We start from the raw sequence: 20,185 nt of genomic DNA, 5'->3' as shown, positions 1-20,185 counted from the left end.
TGCACAACTTTTTTTGTTTATGTGAAACGGCGGAAAAAGGTTCGATCAGGCCGCCAGCAAGGCTTGCTCGGCGCCGGCCTCGGTTGGCCGGTCGTCGTGGGCGAAATGATCGAACCAGTCGGCCACGGCGCTTGCCTGCGCGCCGGTGCCGTCGATCTGGTTCATGTGAGCGCGGAAGGCATCGGCGCCAGGCAGGCCGTCGATATACCATCCGATGTGCTTGCGCGCCGTGCGTACGCCGGTGTGCTCCCCGTAGAACCGGTAATGGTCATCCAGGTGTTCCAGCAACAGGTCGCGCATTTCGCTGTAGGTCGGGGGCGGAAGTTTAGCCCCCGTACGCAGGTAGTAGTCAATCTCGCGGAAAATCCACGGACGGCCCTGAGCCGCGCGGCCGACCATGACGGCGTCGGCGCCAGTGTAGTCGAGAACGCGACGGGCTTTCTCGGGCGTGTCGATATCGCCATTGGCGACCACGGGGATATCGATGGCGGCCTTGACTTCCCGGATGGTGTCGTATTCGGCCTGGCCGGTGTACATGTCGGCGCGGGTGCGGCCATGCAGGGTCAGGGCGGCAATGCCGCAATCCTGGGCCAGGCGGGCGATGCGCAGGGCATTGCGGTGCTCGCGGTCCCAGCCGGTGCGGGTCTTCAAGGTCACGGGCACGTCCAGCGGACGGCAGGCCTGCACCACGGCGTCGAGGATGCGGGCGATCAGGTCTTCGTGGCGCAGCAGGGCCGAGCCGGAGGCGACATTGCACACCTTCTTGACGGGGCAGCCCATGTTGATGTCGATGATGCGCGCGCCCTTGGAGGCGTTGAAAACGGCGGCCTCGGCCATCATGGCGGGGTCCGCGCCGGCGATCTGCACCGAAACCGGGGCGATTTCGCCCTCGTGGTTGAGGCGGCGCGAGGTCTTGACGCTGTCCCACAGGCGGGGGTTGCTGGCGGCCATTTCCGACACGGCATAGCCCGCCCCCAGCTTTTTGCAAAGCTGGCGGAATGGCCGGTCCGTCACGCCCGCCATGGGCGCGACCAGCACGTTATTGGGAAGAGTCCAGGGGCCGATACGCATGGGCGGGGATTTTACCCGGCCCGATCCGACCCCATATTGGCGGGAGTCAAAGCCGTTTTAAAACAACGTTTAAGGGTGTTTTTTGGGGGGCAGTTGGCTGTTGAAGATTTTTTTGATGATGGGGGAGACCCCCATCGCCCCCTTTTTGGCTCCCGCCCTATGGCCGAAGGTAATTCAATTCAGGGAAATGATGGGCCCCCCGGAATTCTTCCGCAGGATACTTGGCCGGCGTATCGAAGACACCGCTCCAGAGGAGAGATGCTGCAACTTCCGGGGGCACGGGGGTTTCCCCCGTAAATAAAAAACCTCTATGCCAGCAAGCTGCCCATGATCTAAATCACGCCCGTAAGCCCTGGAGCAGATGGCGGGCGAGGGGCGCGCGTAATGGAGAGAGCAAATCCAGGCTCAGCAGCGCCAGGCCGCCGGCGTGCTCAAACGCCGCCACACCGGTGGTGAACGCCCGTGGCATCAGGTCAGTCAACCCGGCGGTCAGCCAACGGTCGTCCCGCCGCGCGCGGGCGAAGCCGGCCAGCGCCGCGTCGGGCGAGCCCGCCGGATCGGCCAGCCAGGGCGCCAACGACAGCGCCAGCCGGGCGGCATCCCGCAGTCCCAGGTTCAATCCCTGTCCCGCGACGGGGTGCAAGGTCTGCGCGGCATTGCCCACGGCCACGTTGCGGCCGTTGACGAGCGCGCGGCGGGCGCTGAGGAACAAGGGGAAAACATGGCGCGGCGCGAAGCAGGTCAGGGCCCCCAGCCGGTCGCCGAAGGCTTCCGTCAACGCCGCGGAAAAGGCAGCCTGGTCCAGCGCGGCCAGGGCACTGGCGCGCTCGGGCGGGCAGCACCAGACCACTGCGTAGGTATCCGGCGCGGCAGGATGCGGCAACAGGGCCAGCGGGCCCTCGCGTGTGAAGCGCTCGAAGGCCCAGCCGGCGCGTGGCAAGGTGGCGCGCACGGTGGTCAGGACCGCCTGCTGGCCATACTCGCGGCGGATGTCATCGGCGCCGGCGCCATCCGACTGCACGGCCACGCCACAGCGCAGGATGTTGCCGTCCACGTCGGCGATGGTCGCGCCGGCCGCGTCCTGGCCGGCCAGACGGGCGCCGGCCAGCGTGCGCACCGTGATCCCCGCGGCCTCGACCTGGCGCATCAGGGCAGCGTGCAAGATCGGGTAGCCCGTGACGGCGCCCAGTTGGGGCACGTCGAAATCGGTATTACGGATCAAGGTCCGGCCCAGGCGGCCACGCTGCGACACGTGGATGGTCTGGATATCGGCAGCCCCGCGCGGCCAGGCGCCCAAGGATTCCAGCAGCACGCGGCTGCCATGATTCATTGCCAGCACCCGGGCATCGGCCTCGGGCCGTGCCGCCGTCGGCGCTGAGGCGCCCGGCCCAGCCGCTCCCGTTGTGGCGGCCCCGGCGTCACCGGCCGGTGTAACCGGCACGGCCGGCGCCGCCAGCGGCGCGCTGGCCGGCACGGGAATGGGCGCGACCACGGATATCGGCGCCGCCGGTACCGCAGCGGCAGGCGCCGCTCCCCGCGTGGCGCCAGCGCTGGCCACGCCACCTGAAACATCGGCCGCGCCTGCCGGTACAAGCCCTTGCGCAAGCGCGGAAGGCGCCGCGTCACCAGCGGCGCCGGGCCGCCCGCGCACCAGCAGGATGGATGCCGGATCGGCCGCATGGCGGGCCAGCATCAGTGCCAGCGCGCAGCCCACTGGGCCAGCCCCCAGAATGGCGACGGAAAAATCGGTTTTGCTCATGTGGCGATTCTAGCTCCGCGGCTCTACACTCGACGCGGTTGCCGGTGGCACGTTCCGTTCCCGGCCGCCAGTTTCTCCAACATCGGGACCGACCATGATCGACGAGATTGCGCTTCGCGCGCCTGCCGCGCGCACCAAGCTGCGGGCCGCCTCACTGGCACTGTGGCTGGGATGCCTGGGCGCGCATTGGTGGTACGTGGGCCGGCGCGGCGCGGCCTGGGTGACGGCCTATGGGATCCTGTGCCTGGCGGCGACGCGGCTGTTCCCGGTCTGGTACGACAATCCCGCCTTCTTCCTGCTGTTCATCCCCATGATCGACGGCTTCATCGAAAGCGTGGTGTTCTGCCTGCGCAGCGACGAAAAATTCGATCAGGCCTACAACCCGGGGCTGGGCAAGGTGTCGCGTACCGGCTGGCCCGAAGTCCTGCACGCCATCGTAGCCACCCTGGTAGGAGCGATCTGCTCCATGTTCGGTATTGCCATGGTCGTCGTCTATGTCTGGTCCGCCATGGGTTGGCTGGACGGCTACGTGCTGTAGGCGTCCAGCCCGCGCTCATTCCCGCATCAGCGCTTCGATTTCGCCGGCATGCACCGGCACGCCCCGCGTGATCAGCTCGCAACCTTCTTCCGTCACCAGCGCGTCGTCCTCGGTGCGGATGCCGATATCCCAGAATTCCTTCGGCACGTCGGCGGCCCCGCGCACATAGATGCCCGGTTCGACGGTCAGCATCATGCCGCGCTCCAAGACGCGCCAAGGCCGCTCGCGCGCGCCATCCGTGCGATCCGCGCGATCCGAGCCAACCTCGTCGTCCGGCAAGGCGGGCTCCCGATAATCCCCCACGTCATGCACGTCCAGCCCCAGCCAATGCCCGGTGCGGTGCATATAGAAGCGGTTGTACGCCTTGGACTCCAGCACGCCGTCCAGCGAGCCCTGCAACAGGCCTTCGTCGATCATCCCTTGCGCCAGCACGCGCACCGCGGCTTCGTGGCCGTCGTTGAAACCGGCTCCCGGCCGGATGGCCGCGCACGCCGCATCCTGCGCCGCCACCGTCAGGTCGTACAGCGCCCGCTGCGGCCCGCTATAGCGTCCATTGACGGGGAAGGTGCGGGTGATGTCCGCGGCGTAGCCGTCGTACTCGCAACCGGCGTCGATCAGCAGCAACTGGCCGTCGCGCAGGACGGCGTCACCGGCGGGGTAGTGCAGCGTGCACGCATTCGCGCCCGCCGCCACGATGCTGGCGTAGGCGACCGATTGCGCCCCGTGGCGCCTGAACTCATGCAGCAGTTCGGCCTCGATCTCGTACTCATGCATGCCGGGCCGCACATGGCGCATGGCGCGCGCATGGGCGCCCGCCGAGATGCGGGCGGCGCGGCGCATCAGGGCGATCTCGCTGGCGTCCTTGACCAGCCGCATGTCGGCCAGGCGGGGGCGCGGATCGATTTGCCGCGCCGGCGTCTGATGCTGTCCGCGGGCCTGCTGGCGCGCCGTGTCCAGGGCGCGGGCCAGGCGCTCGCCCAGGGGGCCGCCGGCCTGCAAGGGCGCGAACAGGGTGGGTTGATCCGATAACAGAGCGGGCAGCAGCGTATCGAGGCGGTCGACGGCATAGGCCTCGTCGAAACCGAAGCGCGCCGCGGCGGCTTCGGGACCGAAGCGGTGGCCCGTCCAGGTTTCCTGCTCTTCATGCCGTTCGCGGCAGAACAGGATGCTGGCGTCGCGCTCGCCGGCCAGCAGCACCAGCCAGGCGTCCGGCTCCGTGAAGCCGGTCAGGTAGAAGAAGTCGCTGTCGAAGCGATAGGGGAACTCCGAATCGCGGCTGCGCACCGCTTCGGGCGCGGTCGGCAGCACCGCGATGCCGCCCCCAAGCGAGCGCATGTACTGCTGCAGGCGCTCGCGCCTTTGGATGAACGGCGTGAGATCGGCGGGAGGTAGGCTCATGTCGTTGGCGCGCGGAAACGCGTAAGGAAGGAGTGGGGATAACTTTATCCGCTTTTTTTCTCCGATGTGTCATAACGCGCTGATACAATCCGCGCCGTGTTCATTGGGGAGTAGCCATCCTTATCCCCAAGGAGTTTGCGTCAACATACTTGGTGGTTCTTACCCCATGGCGTAAACGGCAGCCTTCCGTCACGGGATTTTCCCGTCAACGGTGGCCCAGCCAGGCGAGACCTTTGGCCACGACGCGCTACCCTGCCGGGCGAGCCGCGTCGTCGCGCCATTGGCTATCCGCTCGTCCGGCTGTTGTTTCTTTCATGTTGTCTACGTTTCTACTGTTTTTCGCGTCCGCGGCCGTCATCTATTTCGCCTGCGAATATTTCGTCAACGGCGTCGAATGGGTCGGGCAGCGCCTGAATTTGGGCGCGACCGCCGTCGGCACCGTGCTGGCCGCTTTCGGCACGGCCTTGCCTGAAAGTGCCGTCACCTTCATGGCCGTGGCGTTTGGCGGTACCCCTGAGCACAAGGACATCGGCGTGGGCGCCGCGATGGGCGGCCCGCTGGTGCTGGCGACCATCGCCTACGCGGTGGTGGGCATCTCGCTGATCCGGCAGCGTCGACGTCAGCCGGCGGCTGAATGCGTGACCTGTATGAACGCGGACCAGCGCAAGCTGGCTCGCGATCAGGGCTGGTTCATGGGGATTTTCATCTTCAAGCTGGCGATCGGTCTGGTGGCTTTCGCCTGGAAGCCCTGGTTGGGCTTTGCCTTCCTGGCCGCCTACGGCCTGTATGTACGGCGCGAGCTGCTGGCGGATGACGAGAGCGCCGATGCGGACGAGCTGGAGCCGCTCAAGCTGCGGCCGCGCGACCCCGCGCCATCCATGGCCTGGGCCGCCACGCAGACCTTGCTGGCCCTGGCGGTGATCGCCGGCGCCTCCCGGGTGTTCGTGGGCCAGATCGAGGACATCGGGGTGATGATGGGACTCACGCCCCATGTGGCGGCCTTGTTGCTGGCCCCCGTGGCCACCGAACTGCCGGAAATCATGAATGCCCTGATCTGGGTGCGGCAGGGCAAGGAGCGGCTGGCCCTGGCCAATATTTCCGGCGCCATGATGATCCAGGCGACCATCCCCAGCGCCATGGGGATCATGCTGACGCCCTGGCTGCTGGACGAAACCCTGATCGTCGCCGGCCTGGTCACCATGCTGTCCATCGGCCTGCTGTGGGTGCGCTTCCGCCGCGAGACCATGAACCTGCGGGCGCTGTCCGCCGTCGGCGGCCTGTACGCGATCTTCGCCGGCTACGTCAGCTGGCACCTGCATATTTAATAATCAGGCCGCGATCGCGCGGCCTTGTGCTGACGACGGCTGGTTGCTGTCTCATTGGGGCGGTCGGGAGCGTGTCTGGTTCCGGCCGGCTACCTCGTAAGCAGAAGAGCCTCGACGGCAGCGCACCTGCCGAAGTGTTTGCCGTCGCGGCAGAGAGACCCGCGCCCACGAAGCCACGGGGGCCTTGAGGGGGGCGGAGCCCCCTCAGCCAAAACTCCGCCGCGGAGCGGCGGCCCCTCATCTGTGCATCATGTCACTCGTTGTAGAACCTTGTTTTCTCAATACTTTTAACCAGTGCTAGTCTTGTTCATCAGGGCAAACCCGAGTAAACTTGCCACTTCTTCATATCCAGGGGTTGCTACGTGAATACCGATTCCGGCGACAGTAGTAGTCGACCTAGTGTCGGCGTCGCTGCCTGACAGGGTTTACGCAGATTCACCTCTGCCGCGCCCTGTCCTGCAGGGTGCGGTGTCTTAATAAAAGTCGTACGCGAAGTCACGCGCATATTTTCATGTGCCTGGCGTTTTCCTTCTCGCGACGATTTTCTTCCGCGCCATTTCCGCCTGAGTTCCGCCTTACCCATCTGTGGGTCTCGCACGGCTTTTTGCATGCGTGATTCCCGCCAGATCTGGGTCAGGCCGGTTGTTGACGTTTGCCATCCCGCTCGCGCGAGAGGAGGTCATCATGCGTATATTCGACTTGTTTCTTCGACGTGCCGGTGTCGATCGGCCGGGGACGTTGGCTGGACGGCGCGCGAGGTCAAGGTTGACCGTGGTCTGTTCACGCGAAGCGCTGGGCGCCGTGCGTAAGCAGATCTGCCTGGATTTCAAGGCCGCGGGTCTTAGCGTCGCCGAGATGCAGGTGGACCAGGGTCATGACAAAACCATGGCATCGACCTGCATTACAGTGAACTGCCCCGCGGACATGCGGAATGTTCTCATGACTCAGGCCAAGCAGCTGAGCGACAATCCGGCCATCCGTTCTGTCCGTTTCGGAGACCAACGCTCCGCCCTTGCCTGACGCCAGGCACTCGGCGGCGCACTACGGAGCCGCCGAGTTGTATACCCCCCGACGTTCGATGTCGTTCAAGCAAGCATCGCGGAAGTCCGCCATAACCATCGCTCCGTTTTTGCACGGAGCGGTTTTTTTTGCCTCGGCCGCCACCTGTACCCTGGTCAGCGGCGTCCTGGCGACACCCGCCCATGCCGCTGACGATGATGCCGCCGTCACCATGTACGGCCTCATCGACCTTGGGGTAGGCAGCACCCACGTGTCGGGCACCGGCACGCGCAATGGCCTGGTCAATGGCGGCGAAGACGATTCCGTGTGGGGACTGCGCGGGCAGGATGACCTGGGCGCCGGGTGGCGCGCGCTGTTCCAGTTGGAGAACGGCTTCAACCCCAGCAACGGTCGCACCGACGATCAGGACGGCCGGCTGTTCAACTACCAGTCCTGGGTGGGTTTCGAAAACGACGCCTACGGGCGCGTCACGTTTGGCCGCCAGCACACCATCGGCCAGGCCTTCGGCAACCAGCTGGAACAGGCCGGCTGGAAGGACATGGGTCTGGGCGCCACCTTCAAGGCATCCGACAATTTCAGTTTCGACAATCTGGTGAATTACGTGTCGCCGTCCGTTGGCGGCTGGGCCCTGGGCCTGGGATATTCCTTCGACGCCGCCAAGCCGGGGGGCTATGCGGCGAGCGCCAGCAACCGTGCCTTCAGCGCCGGCCTCAAATATGAACAGGGGCCCTGGCTGGCCGTGGCCACCTGGGACCAGATGCGGCTGGGCAATACCGTCGCCACGCATGCGCAGCCGCGCGCCCTGCAGCTGGGGATCGCCTACGATTTCCAGATCGCCAAGGTGGCACTGGGCTGGTCGCGGCAGAGCCAGGGCTACGTAGGCCTGGACGGTTCCGACCCCGACGACCTGGGCGTGGACGCGGGCCCCCAGGCTTTCGTCGATGGCGGGCATGTAAATGCCTGGTTCCTGGGCGTGACCGTGCCGGTGGGCAAGGACAGCATCGTGCTGCAATGGTCGCCCATGCAGCCTTCGTGGCGCTGGGATGACGGCCAGCGGGCCCGGCGCGCGCAGCTGGCCACGGTCGGTTATATCCACGAGCTGTCGCCGCGGACCAGCCTGTACGGCTTCGTCGGCTATGCCTCGCACTACACCCTGGATAATCAGTTCGATCCGGACGGCTCGCACACCACCCGTGTGGTGGTGGGCATGCAGCATCATTTTTGATGGCAGCGAGCACGCCTGCCTGCCCATATAATTCCAGCAACTAAAGAATACGATCCATCGTGGCTACCGCGGAGCTGGCTTTGCCAGTCCGCCAGTAGCGCCCCCTGGGGGGCCGCGCTCCGCGCGGTACGGGGGAGCTACATTTGAATGCCATCTATCGCGGCTACCGCGGAGCTGGCTTTGCCAGTCCGCCGGTGGCGCCCCCTGGGGGGCCGCGCTCCGCGCGGTACGGGGGGGCTACATTTTGGATTGGCTGGACTGGTTGGTGCCCTGGGAGTTCTCTCCCACGCTGGTGGTGCTGTTCCTGGCATCCGCGTTCCTGTTCGTCCGCGGCGGGCGCACGCATCGGGTCACCGTCGCCCGCAAGGCCTTGTTCTGGACCGGCTGGGTCCTGCTATACCTCTCCCTGCACACCCGCCTGGATTACTACGCCGAGCGGATGTTCTTCATCCACCGCGCCCAGCACCTGGTGCTGCACCATCTTGGCCCCTTGCTGGTGATGGCCGCCTACCCGGGCTCCGCCATGCGCGCCGGCCTGCCGCTGGCCTGGCGCACAGCGTTGAGCCGCTTCAACGACGGCCCGCTGGGCCGCGCGCTGATCGCCGTCCTGACCAACAAGTTCTTCATCCCCGCGCTGTTCGTCTTCCTGGTGCTGATCTGGCTGCTGCCCACCGTGCAGTTCTATTCCATGCTGGACTGGCGGCTCTACCGGGTGATGAACTGGTCCGTGGTCATCAGCGGCTTCCTCTACTGGAATCTGGTGCTGGATCGCCGGCCAAGTCCGCCGGCCGCCATGTCGCCGGGGGGCCGCGTGCTTTCGCCCATCTTCACGATGGCGCCGCAGATGGTAGCGGGGGCTTACATCGCCTTGACCGAGCGCGACCTCTATCCCCTGTTCGAACTCTGCGGCCGCGCCATCGCCATGCCGGCCTTGATGGACCAGAGCATAGGCGGCCTGACCATGTGGATCCCGGCCGCGCTGGTCGAGGTCTTCGGCTTGTTGGTGGCCCTGGGCACCTTGATGCGCCTGTCGGGCAAACACCGCCTGCCGCCGCGTGGACGCAGGCCGGCGCGCAAAAAAATCACGCGCCCGGCGGGCGCGTGATCTTCGCAGTGAGAAACAGGTCCGCACAACTGCGCGGACCCGCCGCCCATCCTTACTCTTCGTCTGGCGTCAGGCCATGGTACTTGCGGCCCAGCGCCACCGTGGCCTGGAACATACCGGACTTGTTGCCGCAGTCGTAGCGGGTGCCTTCGTAGCGATGCGCGAAGACCGCGCGCTCGCGCATCAGCGACGCGATGCCGTCGGTCAGCTGAATCTCGTTGCCGGCGCCCATCTTGGTGGAGCGCAGGTGATCGAAGATTTCCGCTTCCAGCACATAACGGCCCACCACCGCCAGGGTCGACGGGGCGTCAGCCGGTTCGGGCTTCTCGACGATGTGGGTGACGCGTTCGGTGCGGTCGTCCACGTGGGTGGCGGCCACGATGCCGTACTTCTTGGTCTCTTCGCGCGGCACGTCCTGCACGCCCAGCACGCTGCCGTCGTACTTGATGGCGGTGTTGACCAGCTGCTTCAGGACGGGGGTGTCGGCGTCGATCAAGTCATCGGCCAGCACCACGACAAAGGGCTCGTTGCCGACGGCCGGGGCGGCCGTGAGCACGGCGTGACCCAAACCCAGCGGTGCCGATTGGCGGATGTAGATGCAATTGACACCGGCCGGCAGGATGCCGCGCACCATGTTCAGCAGCTCTACCTTGCCCTTCTTTTCCAGATCGGACTCAAGCTCGGGGGCCGAATCGAAGTGATCTTCGATGGCGCGCTTGTTGCGCCCGGTCACAAAAATCAGGTCCGTGATGCCCGCTGCGACGGCTTCTTCGACGGCGTATTGGATCAGGGGCTTGTCAACAACCGGCAGCATTTCCTTGGGCATGGCTTTGGTGGCCGGCAGGAAACGGGTGCCCATCCCTGCTACGGGAAATACGGCTTTTCTGATAGGGCGCATTGGAACCTCGAAGTGGAAATTCGATCTGTTAATGGAAAGCGTTAAATTGATTGGCTCGGCTATGATAATCGCATGAAACGTTGGGATAAGACATCGACACTTCGTTGGGTATGCAAGCCGTTAATCCTGTTGCTTAGTGCATCAGTGACGGTAAGTGGGGTCACGGCCGTCCAGGCCCAGCCCGTCGGGCTCCCTTCGATGGGGGCCGCATCGGCCGCCGACCTCTCCCCGTACGTCGAAAAGCAGCTTGGCCAGGCCATCATGGCGGAGGGCCGGCGCGATCCTACGTACATAAGTGACCCCGAGCTGAATCAGTATCTGACCACTCTGGGGCGCAAACTTGCGCAATATTCGCCGGGCAACGTGCCGGATATCGACCTGTTCGGCGTGCGCGATCCCGAGATCAACGCCTTTGCCATGCCGGGCGGCTATATCGGGGTGAACACCGGGCTGATCGTCGCCACGGACAGCGAGTCCGAACTGGCCGCGGTGCTGGCCCACGAAATCGGCCACGTGGTGCAGCGTCACATCGCGCGCGGCATGACCCAGCAGAGCCAGACGGGCGCCATCGCGATGGCGTCGGTGGCCGCGGCCTTGCTGGCGGCCCTGGCCGGTGGCGCGGGCGGTGGCAATCTGGCCATGGGGATTGCTGCCTTCGGCCAGGCGGCCGCCATCGATCGGCAACTGGGCTTCTCGCGCGACGCGGAGCGTGAAGCGGATCGCGCCGGTTTCCAGATGCTCAGCGGCGCGGGCTTCGACCCCGCCGGCATGTCGCGCATGTTCGCGCGCCTGATGAACGCGTCGCGCCTGAACGAAGGGACGGGTGGCGGCTCGTGGGCGTCGACCCACCCCTTGTCTATCGAACGCATGTCCGACATCCAGAACCGGGTGCGGGGCATGCCGCCCGTGCGTCACGCGGACAGCGACGATTATTGGTACCTGCGCGCCAAGATGCGGGTGGTGCAGGGCAAGGATGCGCTAAGCCTGCGCACGGCCTCGCAGCAGTTGCAGGATGAGTCGCGCACCGCCACCGGGGTGCGGCAGTCGGCCGCGTTCTATGGCATCGCCTACGCCGAATTGCAGCGGGGCAACCTGGCTGCCGCGGCGAAGAATCTGGAGCAGGCCGGCGCTGATGGCCGGACGTCGGCGGAGCTGACCAAGCTGGGCATCGACATCGCTTTCGCGCAGAAGGATGCGCCGCGCGCCCTGGCCCTGGCCGAGGCCGCGTGGAAGAAGTATCCCGCCCGCTATGCCATCGGCATGGCCTATGTGCGGGCCATGCAGGCCGCCGGGCGCCACGAGGCCACGCAGGCCTTCCTGCGTGAGCGCATCCAGCAGTGGGGGGCGGACGAGCCGACCTTCTATCAATTGCTGGCGAACAGCGAAGAGAGTACTGGCGACCGGGTTGGCGCGCGGCGGGAGATGGCGCGCTACTACGTGGCCATCGGGGCCTTGCCGGCCGCCGAATCGCAGCTACGCCAGGCGCGCGACCTGTCGCGGGACTTCTATGAACAGTCGCAGATCGACGTCCAGATCAAGCAAGTCCGCGACAGCCTGGAAGAGCAACGCCGCCTGCTCCAACGCTTCAAGAGCTAACTTTAAAAACACCTTGGGCGCATGGGTACAGCCCCATCGGGGACACCGCGGAGCCGGGTCCCCCGGTCCGCCGGTGTCGCCCCCTTGAGGGGGCGCGCGCAGCGCGTGGGGGAGGGCCTGCCGTCCGGTCCGCTGGTGTCGCCCCCTTGAGGGGGGCGCGCGGAGCGCGTGGGGGAGGGCCCACCTTCCGGTCCGCCGGTGTCGCCCCCTGGGGGGCCGCGCGCAGCGCGGTACGGGGGGGCCTATAAGCCCGTTTCGAAGAAGCGGCCCAGGCGTTGGGGCAGCCAGCCTAGATGGCCGGGGAAGGCGCCCGTCGGGAAGCCGGCGTGGCCGCCGGTGGCGGGCTGGTGCAGCAGCACGGACGGCGAGCAGTCCGTCGGGCCTGGGAGCGCCGGTTCAGGAAAGAAGGGGTCGTTGCGCGCGTTCAGCACCAGCGTGGGCACGCTGACGCTGGCCAGCCATGGCTTGCTGGACGCCCGCGTCCAATAATCCAGGGCATTGCGGAAACCGTGCATGGGCGCGGTATAGGCATCGTCGAAGTCGCGCAGGTCACGCGCGTGAGCAATGCGCATCACGTCGATCGAACCCGGAAAGCGCCGCGCCTTTTCCAGCACCTTGTGCTTCATGGTGCGCAGAAAATAGGCGCTGTAGATACGGCGATTGATGAAACCCTTGGACAGGCTGTTGCCCCCGGCCACCAGGTCCAGCGGCACCGAAATGCCGGCGCAGGCGGCCAGCCAGTCGATCTGATGCTGCTGTTCGCCCACATACTTGAGCAAGGCATTGCCACCCAGCGAGACCCCGGCGGCGTGCCAGCGCGCATGCGGCACGCGGGCGCGCACGCTGTTCAGCATGAAGCCGACCTCGTCCGAGTCGCCCGAGTAATACGCCCGCGCCAGACGATTGGGCACGCCCGAGCAACCGCGGAAGTGGGCGATGGCCACGATCCAGCCGCGCGCCCGGAAATGATGGGAGATCGACTGGGCATAGCGGCTCATGCTGCCGCCTTCCAGCCCGTGGAACAGCACCAGCGCCGGCGTGCCTTGCGTCTGCGGCAGCGAAGCCCAGTCGGCCTCATTGATCCAGCGGGCCGCCGCGGTGGGCGCGCTGGCCACCGCGGGTGTCGCGATGCCGCCCTGGTTGTCGGGCGACTTGTGGGGGAACAGGCCCGGCCCCGTCCAGTCGATGTCGACGAAATCGCCGTCGGGCGTCTCCACCCGTTCGCGCACGAAGGCGATGCGGTGGTACTGCGCCAACGTCGCGGCGTAGATGGTCTGGCTATGGCCGTCAGGCAGCCAGGCGGGGACAGGGCAGGGCGTGGTGTCCAGGCGAGCGTGTGCCAATGCGCTTCCGTTCGTCTAGTGCAGCATGTCCGGGATGTCGTGCAGGTCAAGCACGCCAGCCTCGGCGGGCGCCGGCGAGGCATGGTGCATGACCATGCGCCAGCCGGTAGGGCCCTTGTGATAAATGTTCGTCACGTAGCAGTTGGCGAACGACGCATTTGGATGTCCGGATGTAGGGATCTGTTCGATCAGCACATGGACGGCGCTCATCATGCTGAGCATGACCAGCGGCCGCGACGGCCGTACCCGCACCGGACCGGCGGCCAGGATCTGTTGCCAGGAATCCTGTACGGCGTCGTGACCGATCACGCGCAAGCCGCCGGGGTGGATGCAGACGATTTCTTCATCGTCTGACCACACCTGCATCAGGCGCACGGCATCGGCCTGCTCCAGGGCTTCGTAGAAGGCGTGTTCAGCTTCTTCGGGCGTGGCGAACATGAGCTATCCAAAACAATGGGCCGCGGGGCGCGCGGCGCGCGTCGTCCGGCTCCGGTCTGTGATCAGTGGCCGTGGCCGGTCAGCACCGTGCCGGGCTTGACCTTGTACTCGGCACCGCAGTACGGACAGCGGGCACTGCCGGTGTGGGCCACGTCGAGGAAGACACGCGGATGCATGCTCCACAGCGGTGCCTTGGGGCCGGGACAGAAGACGGGCAGGTCTTCCGCACCGACCTCGATGGTTTCGTGCTGGTGAGCGGATGCGGCGGCGGCGGTCATGATGTTTCCTGAATGAATAGAAGCAAGCGGTTGAGGGGCGGGTTAGCGCCCGTTTGAATTGGGTTGGCCGATGGCGCTGGCCGTTCGGGTTCGCGTTCGGCCGGTCAGACCTTGGTGAGCCAGTCCTTATGTTTGGGATCGCGCCCGTGGACGACGTCGAAGAAGGCTTTCTGCAAACGCTCGGTGACGGGCCCGCGGCGGCCATTGCCGATCGTGCGGTTGTCCACTTCGCGGATGGGCGTCACTTCGGCGGCGGTGCCGGTAAAGAAAGCTTCGTCGGCAATATAGATGTCGTCGCGCGTCAGGCGGCTGGTACGGACCGGGATGCCCAGGTCGGCGGCCAGCGCGTGGATGGTGGAGCGGGTGATGCCGGTCAGCGCCGAAGCGATCTCCGGTTCGCACAGCACACCGTCGCGCACGATGAAGACGTTTTCGCCGGCGCCTTCGGCCACGAAGCCTTCCGTGTCCAGCAGCAGGGCTTCGTCATAGCCGTCCTGCAGGGCTTCGGCATTGGCGATGATGGAGTTGGCGTAAGTGGTGGCGACCTTGGCGCGCGGCATGGTCACGTTGACGTGCTGGCGGGCGAAGGAGGAAATCTTGACGCGTATGCCTTGAGCCAGGGCCTCTTCGCCCAGGTAGGCGCCCCAGGGCCAGGCCGCGATGGCCACATGCACCTTGGCGCCCTTGGGCGACACGCCCATCTTTTCCGCGCCGTAGAAAACCAGCGGGCGCAGATAGCAGGACTCCAGGCTGTTGGCGCGCACGACTTCGCATTGCGCGGCCTCCACGGTGGCCTGGTCGAACGGCATGGGAATCTGATAGATATGCGCCGAGTTGAAGAGCCGGCGCGTGTGTTCCTTGAGGCGGAAGATGGCGGTGCCTTCGTCCGTCTTGTAGGCGCGCACGCCTTCGAAGACCGACAGGCCGTAATGGAGGGAGTGGGTCAGTACGTGGGTGGTGGCGTCGCGCCAGGGCACCAGCTTGCCGTCATACCAGATGAAACCATCGCGGTCCGCCATCGACATGGTAGCTCTCCACAAAGAATGGGCCGTATTGTATCAATTGGCGCGGCTACAATATGCCCTGTTCCGGTGCAGATATTTCAAGTCCTTGCACCAGCTTGGCTCCCACTATCCTATTCGGCTCTGGCCGAAACTCTTGCCCCACAGGTAGCCCGTTGTCCTCCGAACCGGCTTTTTCCGATCCTGACATCGCGCTGATCCGCCAGGAGCGTTTGGCTGCCATGCAGGAGGGGCTGCGCGCCGTCCTGCCGTCACTGATCGCCACGGCCACGTGGGGCCTGGTCACCGGGGTAGCCATGGTCAAGGCGGGACTGACCGAAACCATGGCCTTGGCCATGACCCTGTTGCTCTATGCCGGCTCGGCCCAATTGACGTCGCTGCCGCTGATCGCCACCGGCGCCCCGCTGTGGTTGATTTTCGCCGCCGGCTTCGTGGTCAACCTGCGTTTCATCATCTTCGGCGCCGCGCTGCATCCCTATATCCGCCATCTGGCCTGGCCGCGCCGCCTTGCGCTGGGCTATTTCACCACCGACATGGGCTTCGTCCTGTTCATGCCCCGCTATGGCGAGGCGTCCGAGCGGGGCACGCGGGAGCAGCTCTGGTTCTTCATCGGCTGTATCGCGCCGGGCTGGATCTCCTGGCAGTCCGCGTCCATCGTGGGCATCTATCTGGGCACCCTGGTGCCCGCGAACTGGTCCCTGGATTTCGCCGCCGTGCTGGCCTTGCTGGCGGTGACCATTCCCCTGGCCGGCGCGCGGCCCATGCTGGTGGCCATGCTGGCCGCCGGCGTGGTGGCGTGGTTCGGCCAGGTGTTGCCTCTGCGGCTGGGCCTGGCCCTGGCCGTGCTCGTCGGCGTCGGCGCCGGCATGCTGGCCGAGCGCCGCTGGCGCAGGAGAACCTGATGGCGGACCTGCTGCCGGACGTGTCGTCGCACGAGTTCTATGTCTATGCCGCGATCGCACTGCTGACCCTGTGCAGCATCGTGACGCGGGCGGGTTTCGCCGTGTTCGGCGACTATCTGCCCTTGCCGGACGGCTTGCGCCGCGCCCTGCGCTTCGCGCCGGTGGCGGCGCTGACGGCCATCATCGTGCCGGAAGTGCTGCCCTGGGCGCCCGGGGAGGGGCCCCGTTTCGACGTCCGCCTGCTGGCGGCGGTGGTGGCGGTGCTGGTCTATTTCCGTACCCGCAGCGCGGTGCTGGTGATCATCAGCGGCATGCTGGCCCTGTGGGGATTGCGCTGGCTGGTGGGCTAGGTCCTGGCCCCCTGAAGGGCTGTCCGGCGGGCCGCTCCAGGCGTGGTCCAACCCCCGCTCGCACCCAAAAAACGGCAAAAATGCATACCTGCGCTAAAATTACGCATTCCACAGCAGTCCGGGGCTGACCTTTTGCCAGTTTCGTGCCTTGCACGTGTCCCGGTATCGCCTATCCCTAATGACTGACTCCTCTTCTACCGCCGCGCCTACGCCGGCAGACGCCGCTGCGCCCGCGCCCACCTTTTCGGACTTTGGCCTGCATCCGTCTTTGCTGCAGTCCATCGCCGACACTGGCTACACCACGCCCACGCCTATCCAGGCGGAAGCGATTCCCGTGGTCGTGGGCGGCAAGGACGTGATGGGCGCCGCGCAGACCGGCACGGGCAAGACGGCCGCGTTCACGCTGCCCATCCTGCACCGCCTCATGGCGCTGGCCAATTCCAGCGCCTCGCCCGCGCGCCATCCGGTGCGGGCCTTGATGCTCACGCCCACGCGCGAGCTGGCCGACCAGGTCTTCGAGAACGTCAAGCGCTACAGCGCCCGTACGCCGCTGCGTTCCGCCGTGGTGTTCGGCGGCGTCGACATCGGTCCCCAGAAAGAAGCGCTGCGCAATGGTTGCGAAGTGCTGGTGGCCACGCCCGGCCGCCTGCTGGATCACGTCGAGCAAAAGAACGTCAACCTGAGCCAGGTTGGCGTGCTGGTCCTCGACGAGGCGGATCGCATGCTGGACATGGGCTTCCTGCCGGATCTCGATCGCATCATCAAGCTGCTGCCGAAGCAACGCCAGAACCTGCTGTTCTCGGCCACTTTCAGCAACGAAATTCGCAAGCTGGCGCGTTCCTTCCAGAACGATCCGGTGGAAATCGAAGTCGCGGGGCGTAACGCCACCGCCGACACGGTGACGCAGATCGCCTATCCGATGACCTCGGAAGGCAAGCGCGCCGCCGTGGTGCATCTGGTGAAGTCGCGCAATCTGACGCAGGTCATCGTGTTCTCCAACACCAAGATCGGCACTGCACGCCTTGCGCGCCAGCTGGAAAAGGACGGCGTGCGCGCCGAATCGATCCACGGTGACAAGAGCCAGGCGGACCGCATGAAGGCACTGGAAGCCTTCAAGGCCGGCGAGCTGGAAGTGCTGGTGGCCACCGACGTGGCCGCGCGCGGCCTGGACGTGGCCGGCGTGCCTTGCGTGATCAATTACGACCTGCCTTATAACGCCGAAGACTACGTGCACCGTATCGGCCGCACGGGCCGCGCGGGTGCGTCGGGCGAAGCGATTGCCCTGTACACGCCCAGCGAGGAAAAATTCCTGCTGGATATCGAAAAGCTGATCAAGCGCGCCGTGCCGCGCGGTCATCTTGAAGTGCCGGCGGACCTGCTGGCGCGCAGCCATGGCCGCGGCGGTGAGCCCGAATTCGGTCGTGAGCGTGGCGATCGCGGTGATCGCGGCAATGGCGGCCGTAGTGGCCGTGACCGCTATGAAGACCGCGACAGCCGTGGTTCGACTGGTCGAAGCCGCTACAACAATTCGCCTTCGCGGGCGCCGGTGGACGATTTCTTTTCCCGTCCCTACGAGCCCAGCGCCGCGGCGCTGCAAGCCGAAGCCGCCAAGCCCGAAGCCGGCGCCGACGAGCGCAACAACGCGCCCAAGCGCAAAGTGGCCGTGCTGTTGGGCGGCAGCCGCAAGCCTTCCTGAAGGTTATCGCCGCGCCTGAGTGCGCACAGTGCTACAAAGGGCCGGCTCAGTCCGGCTGGCTCAGCCTGGCAGCATCCAATAGCAACGCCCGGACATCGGGCAGGCCGGTCGCCACCGGCGCGCTATTGGCGTCCAGCGTGCCCAGCAATCTTTCCAGATGGCCGATATGCGGCAGCATCGGTCCGTAGAAGACGGTGCGCCCGCCCATCTGGACCAGGATCGTGGGGAAGTTCTCCACGTCCTCATCGCCGAGCAGCTCGGCGTGATCCTCGATATCTATCCACGCGAAGGCGATGCCCGGCCATTGCGCCGCCAGCTCGTCCAGCTTGGGCCGGTATTCCCGGCAGGTGTCGCACCAGGCGGCACAGAAGCAGGCGACCAGATCGACACCCGCATCCCGCAGCCGCTCGCGCAGGGCAGCGTCATCCGGTTCACAGGCCAGGTTGGCCGGGGTGGGCAGGGTAGCGGCGGAGGTCGAGGGAACGGACATGTCGGCAAGGGTTCAAAGCTTGGCCTATCATACCCGCGATCTCCCACGCCCCTCGCATCGGACCCTTATGAGCAGATATCCGTCTCCCGTGCCCGCAGGCGCCACCGCGCCGGTGCCCAGCGCCGGCATGGCCGGCGTGGCGCGCGCGTTCAAGCGCGCGGCCGTGTCGCAGTGCCACCCCAGCATGCTGTTCGCGATCCTGCTGCCTTTCCTGATCGCGCTGGCCGGCTGCATCCTGCTGCTGTGGTTCGGCTGGGCGCCCTTGACCGAATGGCTGCGCGACGAAGCGTCGCAATGGAACGTGATCAACAGCGTCGACAACTGGATGATCAGCGTGGGGCTGTTCTCGCTCAAGCTCTACCTGGTGCCGGTCATGGCCGCGGCCATCCTGTTGCCGGTGTCCGGCATCCTGGGCCTGGCGATCGCCGCCGTGTTCGTCATGCCGCTGGTGCTGCGCCACGTCAGTGAACGCGAATACAAAGGCGTGGTCCGGCAGGGCCGCCATGCCACCGCGGTGAGCGTCTGGAACGCCCTGTGGGTCAGTCTGGCCTTCGGCGTGGGCTGGGTGCTGACCCTGCCTTTATGGCTGGTGCCGCCGATGGCGGTGCTGCTGCACATCTTCTGGTGGGCCTTCGCGTTTTCACGGATGATGCGTATCGACGCCATCGTCGAACATGCCACGCCGACGGAACGGCGCGTGTTGCTGAAGCGGCATAACCTGGGTTTCTGGTCGCTGGGTTTCATCTGCGCGCTGATCAATCTGCTGCCGCCGGCCTGGGTTTTCCTGCCGGTCTTTTCCGCCCTGGTATTCGCCCACTACGGGCTGGATGCGCTACAACGGGCGCGGCAGGACACCGTGATCGACGTCTGACGGGCGTCCTTCACTGACCGGCTCATCTTCGGCTTTTATCTTCAGGGAACACATATGTCGACTGCTAACGCGCGGCGCATCGGACTGATCATCGTCGGCGACGAAATCCTTTCCGGACGGCGCCAGGACAAGCACTTTGCCAAGGTCGTCGAACTGCTGTCGGCGCGGGGACTGAAGCTGGCCTGGGCGCAGATCCTGTCCGACGAGCGCGACGCGCTGGTCGCTGCCTACCGGCTCAGCTTCGCCACCGGCGACATCGTGTTCTCCTGCGGCGGTATCGGCGGCACGCCCGACGACCACACGCGCCAGGCCGCCGCGGCGGCGCTGGACCTGCCCCTGGCCCTGCATCCCGACGCCGCCGAGCAGATTGCCCTGCGCTGCGCCGACATGGCGGCCGAGGGCCGCGGCAGCGCCGACATGAGCACCCCGGAGAATCAACAGCGCCTGCAGATGGGCGTCTTCCCCGAGGGCAGCGAGATCGTGCCCAATCCCTATAACCGCATCCCCGGCTTCTTCATCCGCGACCACACTTTCGTCCCCGGCTTCCCGGTCATGGCGTGGCCCATGCTGGAATGGACCCTGGACAACCGCTATCGGGACCTGCACCACCAGGTCAGCCATGCCGAGCATTCCTTCCTGGTCTATGGCCTGCCCGAATCGCGCATCACCCCGGCCATGGAAACCGTGCAGACCCGCTGGCCGCAGGTGCGCGCCTTCAGCCTGCCCAGCGTGGGCGAGCGCGGCGAGCGTGCCCACATCGAGCTTGGCGTGAAGGGCGAACCAGCCGCCGCGGCCGAGGCCCTGGCCTATTTGCGGGAGGAGGCACAGCGCCTCGGGGGACGGATGACGCCGGATTAAGC

General features: G+C 66.1%; 20 protein-coding genes and 1 riboswitch. Of the genes, 11 read left to right on the top strand and 9 right to left on the bottom strand.

Annotated features, from left to right (window positions below; translation table 11 throughout):
- Positions 1 to 45: 45 nt before the first annotated feature.
- Both dusB and ASB57_RS18150 read right to left on the bottom strand, forming a co-directional pair.
- Positions 46 to 1,071, bottom strand: a complete 1,026-nt coding sequence (gene dusB, locus ASB57_RS18155; RefSeq protein WP_057653495.1) for a tRNA dihydrouridine synthase DusB — start codon at positions 1,069 to 1,071, stop codon at positions 46 to 48.
- Between the two features lie 337 nt (positions 1,072 to 1,408).
- The gene (locus ASB57_RS18150) at positions 1,409 to 2,830 is read right to left on the bottom strand and encodes an FAD-dependent monooxygenase (protein WP_231755187.1); all 1,422 of its coding nucleotides are present in this window, start codon (positions 2,828 to 2,830) and stop codon (positions 1,409 to 1,411) included.
- A 94-nt stretch (positions 2,831 to 2,924) separates the two neighbouring features.
- On the opposite strand from ASB57_RS18150, the gene ASB57_RS18145 reads away from it, so the two are divergent.
- A complete protein-coding gene (locus ASB57_RS18145) occupies positions 2,925 to 3,368 on the top strand; it encodes a hypothetical protein (protein WP_156414207.1) in 444 nt (147 codons plus the stop codon).
- A gap of 15 nt (positions 3,369 to 3,383) precedes the next feature.
- Here ASB57_RS18145 and ASB57_RS18140 read toward each other — a convergent pair whose 3' ends face one another.
- A complete protein-coding gene (locus tag ASB57_RS18140) occupies positions 3,384 to 4,766 on the bottom strand; it encodes an aminopeptidase P N-terminal domain-containing protein (protein ID WP_057653494.1) in 1,383 nt (460 codons plus the stop codon).
- A 93-nt stretch (positions 4,767 to 4,859) separates the two neighbouring features.
- Positions 4,860 to 5,071: riboswitch (yybP-ykoY riboswitch) on the top strand.
- 9 nt (positions 5,072 to 5,080) lie between these two features.
- On the opposite strand from ASB57_RS18140, the gene ASB57_RS18135 reads away from it, so the two are divergent.
- From ASB57_RS18135 to ASB57_RS18120, 4 genes are all read left to right on the top strand, one after another.
- Positions 5,081 to 6,091, top strand: coding sequence for a sodium:calcium antiporter (locus tag ASB57_RS18135; protein WP_057653493.1), 1,011 nt, complete (start codon positions 5,081 to 5,083; stop codon positions 6,089 to 6,091).
- A 684-nt stretch (positions 6,092 to 6,775) separates the two neighbouring features.
- Positions 6,776 to 7,111 carry a hypothetical protein gene (locus tag ASB57_RS18130; protein WP_057656241.1) on the top strand — a complete coding sequence of 112 codons (336 nt, stop codon included), beginning with the start codon at positions 6,776 to 6,778 and terminating at the stop codon, positions 7,109 to 7,111.
- A 109-nt stretch (positions 7,112 to 7,220) separates the two neighbouring features.
- A complete protein-coding gene (locus ASB57_RS18125) occupies positions 7,221 to 8,336 on the top strand; it encodes a porin (protein ID WP_057656240.1) in 1,116 nt (371 codons plus the stop codon).
- Positions 8,337 to 8,580: 244 nt separating this feature from the next.
- On the top strand, positions 8,581 to 9,441 hold the full coding sequence (locus ASB57_RS18120) for a cytochrome c oxidase assembly protein (RefSeq protein WP_057653492.1): 861 nt from the start codon (positions 8,581 to 8,583) through the stop codon (positions 9,439 to 9,441).
- Between the two features lie 52 nt (positions 9,442 to 9,493).
- Here ASB57_RS18120 and galU read toward each other — a convergent pair whose 3' ends face one another.
- Positions 9,494 to 10,339 carry a UTP--glucose-1-phosphate uridylyltransferase GalU gene (gene galU, locus ASB57_RS18115; protein WP_057653491.1) on the bottom strand — a complete coding sequence of 282 codons (846 nt, stop codon included), beginning with the start codon at positions 10,337 to 10,339 and terminating at the stop codon, positions 9,494 to 9,496.
- A gap of 72 nt (positions 10,340 to 10,411) precedes the next feature.
- Between galU and ASB57_RS18110 the strand changes: the two genes are divergently transcribed.
- Positions 10,412 to 11,935, top strand: a complete 1,524-nt coding sequence (locus ASB57_RS18110) for a M48 family metalloprotease (RefSeq protein WP_057653490.1) — start codon at positions 10,412 to 10,414, stop codon at positions 11,933 to 11,935.
- Between the two features lie 242 nt (positions 11,936 to 12,177).
- Here ASB57_RS18110 and ASB57_RS18105 read toward each other — a convergent pair whose 3' ends face one another.
- The 4 genes from ASB57_RS18105 to ASB57_RS18090 all read right to left on the bottom strand — a co-directional run bounded on the left by ASB57_RS18105 (position 12,178) and on the right by ASB57_RS18090 (position 15,019).
- Positions 12,178 to 13,278 (bottom strand): YheT family hydrolase, encoded by a 1,101-nt coding sequence (locus ASB57_RS18105; protein ID WP_057653489.1) that lies wholly within the window; start codon positions 13,276 to 13,278, stop codon positions 12,178 to 12,180.
- Between the two features lie 15 nt (positions 13,279 to 13,293).
- A complete protein-coding gene (locus tag ASB57_RS18100; protein ID WP_057653488.1) occupies positions 13,294 to 13,716 on the bottom strand; it encodes a nuclear transport factor 2 family protein in 423 nt (140 codons plus the stop codon).
- Positions 13,717 to 13,778: 62 nt separating this feature from the next.
- Positions 13,779 to 13,994 carry a zinc-finger domain-containing protein gene (locus tag ASB57_RS18095; protein ID WP_057653487.1) on the bottom strand — a complete coding sequence of 72 codons (216 nt, stop codon included), beginning with the start codon at positions 13,992 to 13,994 and terminating at the stop codon, positions 13,779 to 13,781.
- A gap of 104 nt (positions 13,995 to 14,098) precedes the next feature.
- Complete coding sequence (locus tag ASB57_RS18090; RefSeq protein ID WP_057653486.1) at positions 14,099 to 15,019, bottom strand: branched-chain amino acid transaminase; 921 nt, start codon at positions 15,017 to 15,019, stop codon at positions 14,099 to 14,101.
- Positions 15,020 to 15,171: 152 nt separating this feature from the next.
- Here ASB57_RS18090 and ASB57_RS18085 point away from each other — a divergent pair, with 152 nt between their 5' ends.
- The 3 genes from ASB57_RS18085 (at position 15,172) to ASB57_RS18075 (ending at position 17,964) form a co-directional block, all read left to right on the top strand.
- On the top strand, positions 15,172 to 15,918 hold the full coding sequence (locus ASB57_RS18085; protein WP_057653485.1) for an AzlC family ABC transporter permease: 747 nt from the start codon (positions 15,172 to 15,174) through the stop codon (positions 15,916 to 15,918).
- The gene (locus ASB57_RS18080; protein ID WP_057653484.1) at positions 15,918 to 16,268 is read left to right on the top strand and encodes an AzlD domain-containing protein; all 351 of its coding nucleotides are present in this window, start codon (positions 15,918 to 15,920) and stop codon (positions 16,266 to 16,268) included. The genes ASB57_RS18085 and ASB57_RS18080 overlap by 1 nt, the downstream gene beginning before the upstream one ends.
- 178 nt (positions 16,269 to 16,446) lie before the next feature.
- Positions 16,447 to 17,964: a DEAD/DEAH box helicase gene (locus ASB57_RS18075; protein ID WP_082621693.1), complete on the top strand. Its 1,518-nt coding sequence runs from the start codon at positions 16,447 to 16,449 to the stop codon at positions 17,962 to 17,964.
- A 46-nt stretch (positions 17,965 to 18,010) separates the two neighbouring features.
- Here the strand turns inward: ASB57_RS18075 and ASB57_RS18070 are convergent, their stop codons facing one another.
- Positions 18,011 to 18,454, bottom strand: a complete 444-nt coding sequence (locus tag ASB57_RS18070; protein WP_082621692.1) for a thioredoxin family protein — start codon at positions 18,452 to 18,454, stop codon at positions 18,011 to 18,013.
- Positions 18,455 to 18,521: 67 nt separating this feature from the next.
- Here ASB57_RS18070 and ASB57_RS18065 point away from each other — a divergent pair, with 67 nt between their 5' ends.
- Both ASB57_RS18065 and ASB57_RS18060 read left to right on the top strand, forming a co-directional pair.
- Positions 18,522 to 19,325, top strand: coding sequence for an EI24 domain-containing protein (locus ASB57_RS18065; RefSeq protein ID WP_057653482.1), 804 nt, complete (start codon positions 18,522 to 18,524; stop codon positions 19,323 to 19,325).
- Positions 19,326 to 19,379: 54 nt separating this feature from the next.
- The gene (locus ASB57_RS18060; protein WP_057653481.1) at positions 19,380 to 20,183 is read left to right on the top strand and encodes a molybdopterin-binding protein; all 804 of its coding nucleotides are present in this window, start codon (positions 19,380 to 19,382) and stop codon (positions 20,181 to 20,183) included.
- The last annotated feature ends 2 nt before the right edge of the window (positions 20,184 to 20,185 follow it).

This window comes from Bordetella sp. N, assembly GCF_001433395.1.
Lineage (GTDB): Bacteria > Pseudomonadota > Gammaproteobacteria > Burkholderiales > Burkholderiaceae_B > Bordetella_C.
The sequence above is the reverse complement of the archived record's forward strand: the minus strand, read 5'-3'. Positions and strand labels throughout refer to the sequence as shown.

What these genes read in the sequence shown, in the direction of transcription:
- dusB (WP_057653495.1), bottom strand. Translation starts at nt 1,071, where the DNA reads ATGCGTATCGGCCCCTGGACTCTTCCCAATAACGTGCTGGTCGCGCCC.
- ASB57_RS18150 (WP_231755187.1), bottom strand. Translation starts at nt 2,830, where the DNA reads ATGAGCAAAACCGATTTTTCCGTCGCCATTCTGGGGGCTGGCCCAGTG.
- ASB57_RS18145 (WP_156414207.1), top strand. Translation starts at nt 2,925, where the DNA reads ATGATCGACGAGATTGCGCTTCGCGCGCCTGCCGCGCGCACCAAGCTG.
- ASB57_RS18140 (WP_057653494.1), bottom strand. Translation starts at nt 4,766, where the DNA reads ATGAGCCTACCTCCCGCCGATCTCACGCCGTTCATCCAAAGGCGCGAG.
- ASB57_RS18135 (WP_057653493.1), top strand. Translation starts at nt 5,081, where the DNA reads ATGTTGTCTACGTTTCTACTGTTTTTCGCGTCCGCGGCCGTCATCTAT.
- ASB57_RS18130 (WP_057656241.1), top strand. Translation starts at nt 6,776, where the DNA reads ATGCGTATATTCGACTTGTTTCTTCGACGTGCCGGTGTCGATCGGCCG.
- galU (WP_057653491.1), bottom strand. Translation starts at nt 10,339, where the DNA reads ATGCGCCCTATCAGAAAAGCCGTATTTCCCGTAGCAGGGATGGGCACC.
- ASB57_RS18110 (WP_057653490.1), top strand. Translation starts at nt 10,412, where the DNA reads ATGAAACGTTGGGATAAGACATCGACACTTCGTTGGGTATGCAAGCCG.
- ASB57_RS18100 (WP_057653488.1), bottom strand. Translation starts at nt 13,716, where the DNA reads ATGTTCGCCACGCCCGAAGAAGCTGAACACGCCTTCTACGAAGCCCTG.
- ASB57_RS18095 (WP_057653487.1), bottom strand. Translation starts at nt 13,994, where the DNA reads ATGACCGCCGCCGCCGCATCCGCTCACCAGCACGAAACCATCGAGGTC.
- ASB57_RS18090 (WP_057653486.1), bottom strand. Translation starts at nt 15,019, where the DNA reads ATGTCGATGGCGGACCGCGATGGTTTCATCTGGTATGACGGCAAGCTG.
- ASB57_RS18080 (WP_057653484.1), top strand. Translation starts at nt 15,918, where the DNA reads ATGGCGGACCTGCTGCCGGACGTGTCGTCGCACGAGTTCTATGTCTAT.
- ASB57_RS18075 (WP_082621693.1), top strand. Translation starts at nt 16,447, where the DNA reads ATGACTGACTCCTCTTCTACCGCCGCGCCTACGCCGGCAGACGCCGCT.
- ASB57_RS18070 (WP_082621692.1), bottom strand. Translation starts at nt 18,454, where the DNA reads ATGTCCGTTCCCTCGACCTCCGCCGCTACCCTGCCCACCCCGGCCAAC.
- ASB57_RS18065 (WP_057653482.1), top strand. Translation starts at nt 18,522, where the DNA reads ATGAGCAGATATCCGTCTCCCGTGCCCGCAGGCGCCACCGCGCCGGTG.
- ASB57_RS18060 (WP_057653481.1), top strand. Translation starts at nt 19,380, where the DNA reads ATGTCGACTGCTAACGCGCGGCGCATCGGACTGATCATCGTCGGCGAC.